This is a genomic window from Kitasatospora sp. NPDC057198 (assembly GCF_042670125.1).
Taxonomy (GTDB): Bacteria; Actinomycetota; Actinomycetes; order Streptomycetales; family Streptomycetaceae; genus Kitasatospora.
Window position 1 is genome coordinate 1 of record NZ_JBHUWH010000351.1, and the last position, 8,540, is coordinate 8,540.

The 8,540-nt window shown below is 72.7% G+C and carries 9 protein-coding genes; 7 read left to right on the plus strand and 2 right to left on the minus strand.

Going from position 1 to position 8,540, the window contains the following annotated elements; genetic code table 11:
• Positions 1 to 406 precede the first annotated feature (406 nt).
• The 5 genes from ACFUEL_RS29550 (at position 407) to ACFUEL_RS29570 (ending at position 4,029) form a co-directional block, all read left to right on the plus strand.
• The gene (locus ACFUEL_RS29550; RefSeq protein WP_380239835.1) at positions 407 to 754 is read left to right on the plus strand and encodes a GntR family transcriptional regulator; all 348 of its coding nucleotides are present in this window, start codon (positions 407 to 409) and stop codon (positions 752 to 754) included.
• Positions 751 to 1,731: a DUF1648 domain-containing protein gene (locus tag ACFUEL_RS29555; RefSeq protein ID WP_380239836.1), complete on the plus strand. Its 981-nt coding sequence runs from the start codon at positions 751 to 753 to the stop codon at positions 1,729 to 1,731. The genes ACFUEL_RS29550 and ACFUEL_RS29555 overlap by 4 nt, the downstream gene beginning before the upstream one ends.
• A 187-nt stretch (positions 1,732 to 1,918) precedes the next feature.
• Entirely contained in the window at positions 1,919 to 2,398 is a 480-nt protein-coding gene (locus ACFUEL_RS29560; RefSeq protein WP_380239837.1) for a GNAT family N-acetyltransferase, read from the plus strand.
• A 172-nt stretch (positions 2,399 to 2,570) separates the two neighbouring features.
• Positions 2,571 to 2,984 (plus strand): anti-sigma regulatory factor, encoded by a 414-nt coding sequence (locus ACFUEL_RS29565; RefSeq protein WP_100836405.1) that lies wholly within the window; start codon positions 2,571 to 2,573, stop codon positions 2,982 to 2,984.
• Positions 2,985 to 3,120: 136 nt separating this feature from the next.
• Positions 3,121 to 4,029, plus strand: coding sequence for an RNA polymerase sigma factor SigF (locus ACFUEL_RS29570; RefSeq protein ID WP_380239838.1), 909 nt, complete (start codon positions 3,121 to 3,123; stop codon positions 4,027 to 4,029).
• A 66-nt stretch (positions 4,030 to 4,095) separates the two neighbouring features.
• Here the strand turns inward: ACFUEL_RS29570 and ACFUEL_RS29575 are convergent, their stop codons facing one another.
• Positions 4,096 to 4,527 (minus strand): hypothetical protein, encoded by a 432-nt coding sequence (locus ACFUEL_RS29575; RefSeq protein WP_380239839.1) that lies wholly within the window; start codon positions 4,525 to 4,527, stop codon positions 4,096 to 4,098.
• 51 nt (positions 4,528 to 4,578) lie between these two features.
• On the opposite strand from ACFUEL_RS29575, the gene ACFUEL_RS29580 reads away from it, so the two are divergent.
• Positions 4,579 to 5,550: a diacylglycerol/lipid kinase family protein gene (locus tag ACFUEL_RS29580; RefSeq protein ID WP_380239840.1), complete on the plus strand. Its 972-nt coding sequence runs from the start codon at positions 4,579 to 4,581 to the stop codon at positions 5,548 to 5,550.
• A gap of 343 nt (positions 5,551 to 5,893) precedes the next feature.
• Positions 5,894 to 6,145, plus strand: a complete 252-nt coding sequence (locus tag ACFUEL_RS29585; RefSeq protein WP_014138019.1) for a WhiB family transcriptional regulator — start codon at positions 5,894 to 5,896, stop codon at positions 6,143 to 6,145.
• 390 nt (positions 6,146 to 6,535) lie between these two features.
• On the opposite strand, the gene ACFUEL_RS29590 is transcribed toward ACFUEL_RS29585, so the two are convergent.
• The gene (locus ACFUEL_RS29590; RefSeq protein ID WP_380239841.1) at positions 6,536 to 8,056 is read right to left on the minus strand and encodes a sensor histidine kinase; all 1,521 of its coding nucleotides are present in this window, start codon (positions 8,054 to 8,056) and stop codon (positions 6,536 to 6,538) included.
• Positions 8,057 to 8,540 lie beyond the last annotated feature (484 nt).

An 8,540-nucleotide genomic window follows, 5' to 3' on the forward strand; every position in this document is an offset into this window, starting at 1 on the left:
GCCGCCACCCCCGCCCACGCGGGCCCGGCGGCCGGGTGTCCGCGTTCCCGGGCCCGCCGGAGGACCGGACGGCCGTCGAGGCCGAACCGAAAGCGCTCGTGCCTGACCCCGCAAACGTGCCGGCCGCACCGGAGAGGGCCGCGAACCGCGGATCCGCACCGCCCTCACCTGCGAGGGCGCCCGGATCGCGTTCGAGGAGCCCTGCAGGAACCACGACCCCACCACCGAGCCCCACGACGCCGAGACCGTCGCAGCCACCCGCCCGACTGCCACCCCGCCCACGGACCCCGGCAGCCGGGCATCCGCATTCCCACCCCCCGAAAGCCCACCGCAGGCGATCCCCCACCCCCGTCCTCCCCTCCCCGCCTTCCCCCGTGAATCCAATGGTGCTAGTTTCATTAGCACCATGTTGCTGAGACTGGACACCAAGGACACCCGGCCCCTGCACGAGCAGGTCGCCGCCGCCGTCCGCCGCGCCGTCGCCGAGGGCGAGTGCCGCCCGGGCGACCGATTGCCCTCCGCGCGGGACCTCGCGCAGGCGCTCGACGTGAACGTCAACACCGTGCTGCGCGGTCTGCGCGACCTGCGCGACGCCGGGGTGCTGGAGTTCCGCCGGGGGCGGGGCGTGACCGTCGCGGCGGACGCCGACCGGCGTTCCGGGCTGCTGGAGCAGGCCCGCGCGCTGGTCGCGGAGGCCGCTCGGGCCGGGTACGGCAGGGACGAACTCATCGAAATGATCAGGGGGATACCGTGAGCGAGCAGGAGAAGACCGGACGGCTCGGCCTGCTGTGGCCGGCGCTCTGGGTGGTGGGCACCGCGGTGCTGACCGCCGCGCTGCCGCTGACCGTCGCCGACCGGCTGCCCGACCGGCTGGCCACCCACTGGGGCGGCAGCACCGCGAACGGCTCGATGCCGCTGTGGGCGGCCTGCCTGGTGCCGGCGCTGATCTGGGCGGTGCTGGGCGCCGCGGGCCTGGCGGCCCTGCGCCGGGGTGATCCGCTGCTGCGGCTCTGGACGCTGGCCGGCCTGCTGTCGGGCGGCGTGCTGTTCCTCGGTCTGCAGACCGCCGCGGTCCGCGCCAACCTCGACCGCGCCGACTGGCACGGGGCCGAGCTCCCGCTGGGCTGGTTCCTCGGCGGCCTGGCCGCCGCGCTGCTGACCGGCCTGGCGGTGCGGCTGCTGGGCGGGCGCGGCCTGTCGGCCGCCGCTCCCCCGGCGCCCGCCGGCCCGGTGCTGGAGCTCGCGGAGGGCGAGCGCCTGGTGTGGTTCTCCCGGGCCGCCAACCCCGCGTTGCGGGTGCTGGCGGCGGTGGGCGGCCCGGTGGCCGCGCTCGCCCTGCTGGGCAGCGCGACCGGCCTGTTCGGGGCGGAGTGGGGCTGGCCGCTGTTCGCCGTGTCGGCGGTGCTGGGCCTGGCCGCCGCGGCCTGTTCCTCGGTGCGGGTGCGGGTCTCCGAGGCCGGCCTGGAGGTGGCGCTGGGCGTGTTCGGCCTGCCGACCCGCCGCTGGGCGCTGTCCGAGCTGGAGTCGGCCCGGGTCGAGCACCGGCTGCCCTCCCAGGTCGGCGGCTGGGGCTACCGGTTGAGCGGGCGCGGCACCACGGTGATGCTGCGCTCCGGCGAGTGCCTGGTGGTGCGGATCCGCGCCACCGGCCACGACTTCGCGGTCAGTGTCGACGACGCCGAGCGCGGCGCGGCCCTGCTGAACGCGCTGCGCACCCAGCAGACCGCCTGACCCCGCCCGCCCCACCCCACCCCGCTCGCACCCCACCTGCACCCCCACCCACACCCCGCCCGCGCCCCTACCCACACCCCACCCGCACCCCGCCCGGGGCACGCCGTCCGGAGACCGTTTCCGGCGGTGCTGCCCCGGGCATAAAGGCCATTCCGGATGAAGGGGTGAGATGGGTACGCTCGACCGTATGATCCGCACCGCGACTCCCGCCGACGTCCCCTTCGTCCACGCCATGATCCGCGAACTCGCCGAGTACGAGCGGGCGCTGCCCGAGGCGAAGGCCACCGAGGAGCAGCTGCACGACGCGCTGTTCGGCGAGCACCCGGCGGTGTTCGGCCTGATCGCCGAGGAGGAGTCCGGCGAGCCGGTCGGTTTCGCGCTCTGGTTCCGCAACTTCTCGACCTGGCGCGGCACGCACGGCATCTACCTGGAAGACCTGTACGTCCGCCCGGAGAAGCGCGGCGGCGGCCACGGCAAGGCGTTGCTGACCGAGCTGGCCCGGATCTGCGCGGAGCGCGGGTACCAGCGGCTGGAGTGGTCGGTGCTGGACTGGAACGAACCGTCGATCGGCTTCTACAAGTCGCTCGGCGCGGTGCCGATGGACGAGTGGACGGTCTTCCGGCTGACCGACGGCGCGCTGGCCGAACTCGGCTCCGTACCGCGCTGAGCAGGCCGCTGTTCGAACGGTGATCCCTCGTTCCCGTGACGGTGGCGCGAGATCACGACAGACCGCCCCCGGGCGCGGTAACGTCTCGGGGCACAAGGCAGTTGAACCGAGCCAGTAGTGGTGTTGGCAGCTCCCCCGGCCGCAAGCACCGTGCGTCACCCAGGAGGTGAGGGTGTCCCAGATCGACGGCGAGCCCGGAGTGAAGGACTTCGTTGAGGTCCGGCTGCCCGCGGCGGGCGCCTATCTCTCGGTGCTGCGGACGGCGACCGCCGGCCTCGCGGCACGGCTGGACTTCACCCTGGACGAGATCGAGGATCTCCGGATCGCGGTGGACGAGGCGTGCGCGATCCTGCTCCAACAGGCCGTTCCCGGTTCGATCCTGAGCTGCGAGTTCCGCCTGGTGGGCGACGCGCTGCGGGTCACCGTGTCGGCTCCGACCACCGACGGCCGGGCCCCGGAGCGGGACACCTTCGCCTGGACGGTGCTCTCCGCGCTGGCCGGCGAGGTCGACTCGACGGTCGGCTCGGACAACACGGTCTCCATCAGCCTGCACAAGAAGCGCGGCGGGTCGCCGGGCCAGCCGTAGCCAGTGACGTGTTCTCGGAACGGAACGGGTGATCGCCGTGAGTGATCTGGACCGCACAGTTGCCGTCGTACCGCCGCAGGCGAGCGTCGCCCGCCCCGCCACCCCTGACGAAGCCCCCTCGAAGGACTCCCACCGGATGAGCCAGCCGACCGATCCGAAGCCCGAGCTGCCCGGGGCGGCTCCCGGGCCCGAGACGGCGCCCGCGGCCGGGCCCGTGGCGGACGACGGCCCGGCGGCCGCCGCCGAGGCCGTCCGCTCGACCGTTCCGGCCCAGGGGCACCGCAGCGGCGCCCCGGACCGAGAGGCGGCCCGGGCGCTGTTCGTGCGGCTGTCCGAGCTGCCGGAGGGCTCGCCGGAGCGGGTGGAGATCCGCAACCAGCTGGTCCGGATGCACATCCCGCTGGTGGAGCACCTGGCCCGGCGCTTCCGCAACCGCGGCGAGCCGCTGGACGACCTGACCCAGGTCGCCACCATCGGCCTGATCAAGTCGGTGGACCGGTTCGACCACGAGCGCGGGGTGGAGTTCTCCACGTACGCGACGCCGACCATCGTCGGCGAGATCAAGCGGCACTTCCGGGACAAGGGCTGGGCGGTGCGGGTGCCGCGCCGCCTGCAGGAGCTGCGGCTGTCGCTGACCACGGCGACCAGCGAGCTGTCCCAGCGGCACGGCCGGTCGCCGACGGTGCACGAGCTGGCCGAGCACCTGGGCATCTCGGAGGAGGACGTGCTGGAGGGCCTGGAGTCCGCCAACGCGTACTCCACCCTCTCGCTGGACGTGCCGGACAGCGACGACGAGTCGCCGGCCGTGGCGGACACCCTGGGCGCCACCGACGAGGCGCTGGAGGGCGTCGAGTACCGGGAGTCGCTGAAGCCGCTGCTGGCCCAACTGCCGCCCCGGGAGCAGAAGATCCTGGTGCTGCGGTTCTTCCGGAACATGACCCAGTCGCAGATCGCGGCCGAGGTCGGCATCTCCCAGATGCACGTCTCCCGGCTGCTGGCCCGCACCCTCGCGCAGCTGCGCGAGAAGCTGCTGGTCGAGGAGTAGGACCGGTGACCGCCGGCAGGGCCCGTCCCCCACCCGGGGACGGGCCCTGCTGCGCGGTGCGGGCGGTTACCGCCGCTCGTCGGGGGCGCCGTACAGCACGGCGGTCACCTTCGGGTTGAGCAGCGCGCCGATGCCGACCAGGCCGAGCACCCCGACCGCGACGCCGACGGCGGCCATCGCGCCGCCGGACTGCCACATGTAGTACGCGACGGGCAGGCAGATCGAGTTGGTGAGCACGGCGGGGCTGCGGCCCCAGCGCTGCCCGCGCAGCAGCGCGCGGGCCGCCAGGACCGGCAGCAGGCCCATCAGCAGCAGGACGACGCCGCCGAGCTCGGCGCGGCCGAAGTCGGCGTCCGCTCCGGTGAAGCCGGAGACCAGGTTGTAGACGCCCCAGCCGGCCATCGCCGCGCCCTCCAGCGCGGTGAGCGCCGCGCCGGCGAGCAGCGGGGCGGGCCGGGCGGCGGGGGCGGTGGGGGCGGGGGCGGTTTCAGCGGTCACCGGGCCAGGGTAACGGTGGGCCCGCGCGGGGCGGGTCGTAGGCTGATCACCATGCGCGCTCTCCTGGTCGTGAACCCGAAGGCGACCACCACCAGTGGCCGGACCCGGGACGTCCTGACCCATGCCCTGCGCAGCGACCTGAAACTGGACGTCGCCCAGACCCAGTACCGGGGCCACGCCCGCGACCTGGCCCAGCAGGCGGCCGAGGACGGCTCGGTGGACCTGGTGGTGGCGCTGGGGGGCGACGGCACGGTCAACGAGGTGGTGAACGGCCTGCTGGCGCACGGGCCGGGTGAGCGGGTGCCGCGGCTGGCGGTGGTGCCGGGCGGGTCGACCAACGTGTTCGCCCGGGCGCTGGGCCTGCCGAACGACCCGGTGGAGGCGACGGGTGCGCTGCTGGACGCGCTGGCGGAGCGCCGGGAGCGGTCGATCGGCCTGGGCAAGGCGCTGACCGACGGGCTGCCGGACCGCTGGTTCACCTTCACGGCGGGCCTGGGCTTCGACGCGGGCGTGGTCGGCCGGGTGGAGCGCCAGCGCCGTGCGGGGCGCAAATCCACGCACGCGCTCTATGTCGTGGAGGCGCTCCGGCACTTCGTCACGGAGCGTGAGCACCGCCGCTCGGGGCCGATCTCGCTGGAGATCAACGGCCGGGACCGCGTTCCGGGCATGGTGATGGCCATAGTTTCGAACACTTCGCCGTGGACGTTCCTGGGGTCCCGTCCGGTCCTCCCCTCGCCCTCCGCGTCCTTCGAAACCGATCTGGACATCTTCGGCATCACTCGAATGACCGCGTTCCGGACGGCCCGGACGGTCCGTCAGATCCTCCGTCCGCTGCCCGCGGCGGAGGGCGGTGAGCGCCCGGCCGGCCCCTCCGGGAAGCACCTCGTCTCCTATCACGACGTTCGGCACTTCACCTTGGTTTCAGAGGAACCTGCCCCGTTTCAGGTCGATGGAGACCACCTTGGAGACAGGAGTCGCGTCAGTTTCACAGGCGTACGGCGGGCACTGCGTGTGATTGTGTGACCAGAAGGGGGTCCTTGCCTTGCACTCGAACGTTCGAGCCCCTTCACCCCATAGAAGTACCGCCTGTGAGGTAGGCGACACCGAAGAATCAAAACTTTCTTGCCGAAGGGGGTTGTATCCGGCTTCGAGGTTTGCGAACCTCTACATGGCGATCGGGACACACCGCAGCGGGACACCGCGGGAGAGTCCCTCGAATCGCCGAACCCCCCTCAGCGAAGACCGCCCGGGCCCGATGGGCCTTAGGTCCCTTTTGCTGTTGCGGGATTCGTGAAAGCGTTCACATTCACAAGCCATTCGAGTGAGTCGCGGGCCACCGCCCGTCGACCGGAGGAGTTGGACGACCATGGACTGGCGCCACCGCGCTGTCTGCCGCGAAGAGGACCCGGAGCTGTTCTTCCCGATCGGGAACACCGGCCCCGCCCTGCTGCAGATCGAGGAAGCCAAGGCCGTGTGCCGCCGCTGTCCCGTGATGGAACAGTGCCTGCAGTGGGCGCTGGAGACCGGCCAGGACGCCGGCGTCTGGGGCGGCATGAGCGAGGACGAGCGTCGCGCGATGAAGCGCCGCGCCGCCCGCAACCGGGCCCGCACCGCCTGACGCGAGGAACTGACGAACAGTCAGCAGCAGTACGGATCAACCCATGATCAAGGGTTCGGCCGCGATTGGCCGGCCGAGCCTTCCCGAACGGGCCCCGCTCGATCCGCGGGGCCGACGACGCGAGTCGCCCAGGCACTTGATACTGTTCACTTAGAGCAATATTGTTGGCCTGAGGCGCTCACCGTGTGCAACGCACGGGGCGGGCGTCGCGCCACACCAGAAGCCCCCGTTCCGGCCGACTCCCCCCGACGGCCGGACCGGGTCGAGAGGCCCTGCCGACCCACCCCCCCGGTCGGCAGGGCCTCGTTTCTGTCTCCGGGCCCGGCGGGGGACCCCGCCGGACGGGGACCCCCGCCGGGCGAGGACCTCCCCGCCGGACGGGGACCTCCCCTACCGGACGGGGATCTCCAGCACGACCTTGGTGCCGCCCTCGGGCGCGGCCACCATGTCGAAGGTGCCGCCGAGTTCGCCGGTGGCCAGGGTGCGGACGATCTGCAGGCCGAGGTTGCCGGCCCGCTGCGGGTCGAAGCCCTCGGGCATGCCGTTGCCGTCGTCCTGCACGGTGATCAGCAGGTACTCCTCGGGCTTGGCGCCGTTGTTCCAGGTGTCCGACCAGCCCTTGCCGCCGGAGGGGGCGCGGCCGCGCAGCGCGCTGACCTCCAGGTTGCCGGAGGCGCTGGGGCCGAAGGCGTGTTCCAGGGCGTTCTGGGTGAGTTCGGTGAGGATCATCGCGAGCGGGGTGGCGACCTCGGCGGACAGGATGCCGAAGGAGCCGCTGCGGCGGGCCACCACCCGGCCGTCCTGGGAGAGTTCCATCACCATGGCCAGCACCCGGTCGGCGATCTCGTCGAAGGCGACCGACTCGTCGAGGGCCTGGGAGAGCGTCTCGTGCACGATGGCGATCGAGCCGACCCGGCGGACGGCCTCGTCCAGGGCGGCCCGGCCGGCGTCCGAGTCCATCCGGCGGGACTGCAGCCGCAGCAGTGCGGCGACGGTCTGCAGGTTGTTCTTCACCCGGTGGTGGATCTCCCGGATGGTGGCGTCCTTGGTCATCAACTCGCGGTCGCGGCGGCGCAGTTCGGTGACGTCCCGGCAGAGCACCAGGGAGCCGGTGGGGGTGTCCTTGGGCTTGAGCGGGATGGTCCGCAGGGTCACCACGCCGCCCTGCGCCTCGACCTCGGTCTGCCGGGGCGCCCAGCCGCTGGCCATCTTCACCAGCGCCTCGTGCACGGCGCCGCGGCTGGGCGGCACCAGTTCGGCGGTGGTCTTCCCGAGGTGACTGCCCACCAGGTCGGTGGTGAGGCCGAGCCGGTGGTAGGCGGAGAGCGCGTTGGGGCTGGCGTAGGTGACCACGCCCTCGACGTCGAGCCGGATCAGGCCGTCGCCGACCCGCGGCGCGGCGTCCATGTCGGCCTGCTCGGCGCCGGGGAAGGGGAAGCTGCCGGCCGCGATCATCTGGGCCAGGTCGGAGGCGCTCTGCAGGTAGGTGAGCTCCAGCCGGCTGGGGGTGCGGACGGTCAGCAGGTTGGTGTTGCGGGCGATCACGCCGAGCACCTTGCCGTCCCGTCGCACCGGGATGGACTCCACCCGCACCGGCACCTCCTCCCGCCACTCCGGGTCGCCCTCGCGGACGATCCGCCCCTCGTCGTAGGCGGCGTCCAGCAGCGGCCGGCGGCCGCGGGGCACCAGGTGGCCGACCATGTCGTCCTGGTACGAGGTGGGGCCGGTGTTGGGCCGCATCTGGGCCACCGAGACGTAGCGGATGCCGTCCCAGGTGGGGATCCACAGCACCAGGTCGGCGAAGGACAGGTCGGAGAGCAGCTGCCACTCCGAGACCAGGAGGTGCAGCCACTCCACGTCGGCACCGGTGAGGGTGGTGTGGCGGCGGACGAGTTCGTTCAGCGAGGGCACACGGTGAGGGTATCGCCGACCACCTCGGGACACGTTGTCCAGACCAATTGCGGGCCGCCTCTGGACAACTCAGATTGGTCTAGTCCACAATGAACATGCACCAAGGAGAGGCCCTCCGCGCAACTGCCCTGACCGCGCGAGGCCGCTCCTCGGTCGGAGGCGTCGTTCGAGGGTCCCGCACAACCCCCGGACGGTCCCCGCCTCCGGCATACAGCTCCGGGCTGCGGTGCCGCACAGGTTGAGGGTCCTGTGTCGGCGCCGTGGCCCGTAGTGTTTCCCGGCCCCTGCGGCCCCCACGACCCCCCTGCGGCCGGGTGGAGCCTCCACGGGGCCCGCCCCCCCCGGACACCGAGAAGCCGCCCCCGCACCGGCCAGTCCGATCTGCAGGCATATCTCAGCGGCACGGCGAAGGACGAGGCACGCACCAAGACCGCCGCGGGGGAGCACAAGACTTCGATCACGCGCACCTTCAACAAGTACGGAC

What these genes read in the sequence shown, in the direction of transcription:
- ACFUEL_RS29560 (WP_380239837.1), top strand. Translation starts at nt 1,919, where the DNA reads ATGATCCGCACCGCGACTCCCGCCGACGTCCCCTTCGTCCACGCCATG.
- ACFUEL_RS29580 (WP_380239840.1), top strand. Translation starts at nt 4,579, where the DNA reads ATGCGCGCTCTCCTGGTCGTGAACCCGAAGGCGACCACCACCAGTGGC.
- ACFUEL_RS29570 (WP_380239838.1), top strand. Translation starts at nt 3,121, where the DNA reads ATGAGCCAGCCGACCGATCCGAAGCCCGAGCTGCCCGGGGCGGCTCCC.
- ACFUEL_RS29585 (WP_014138019.1), top strand. Translation starts at nt 5,894, where the DNA reads ATGGACTGGCGCCACCGCGCTGTCTGCCGCGAAGAGGACCCGGAGCTG.
- ACFUEL_RS29550 (WP_380239835.1), top strand. Translation starts at nt 407, where the DNA reads ATGTTGCTGAGACTGGACACCAAGGACACCCGGCCCCTGCACGAGCAG.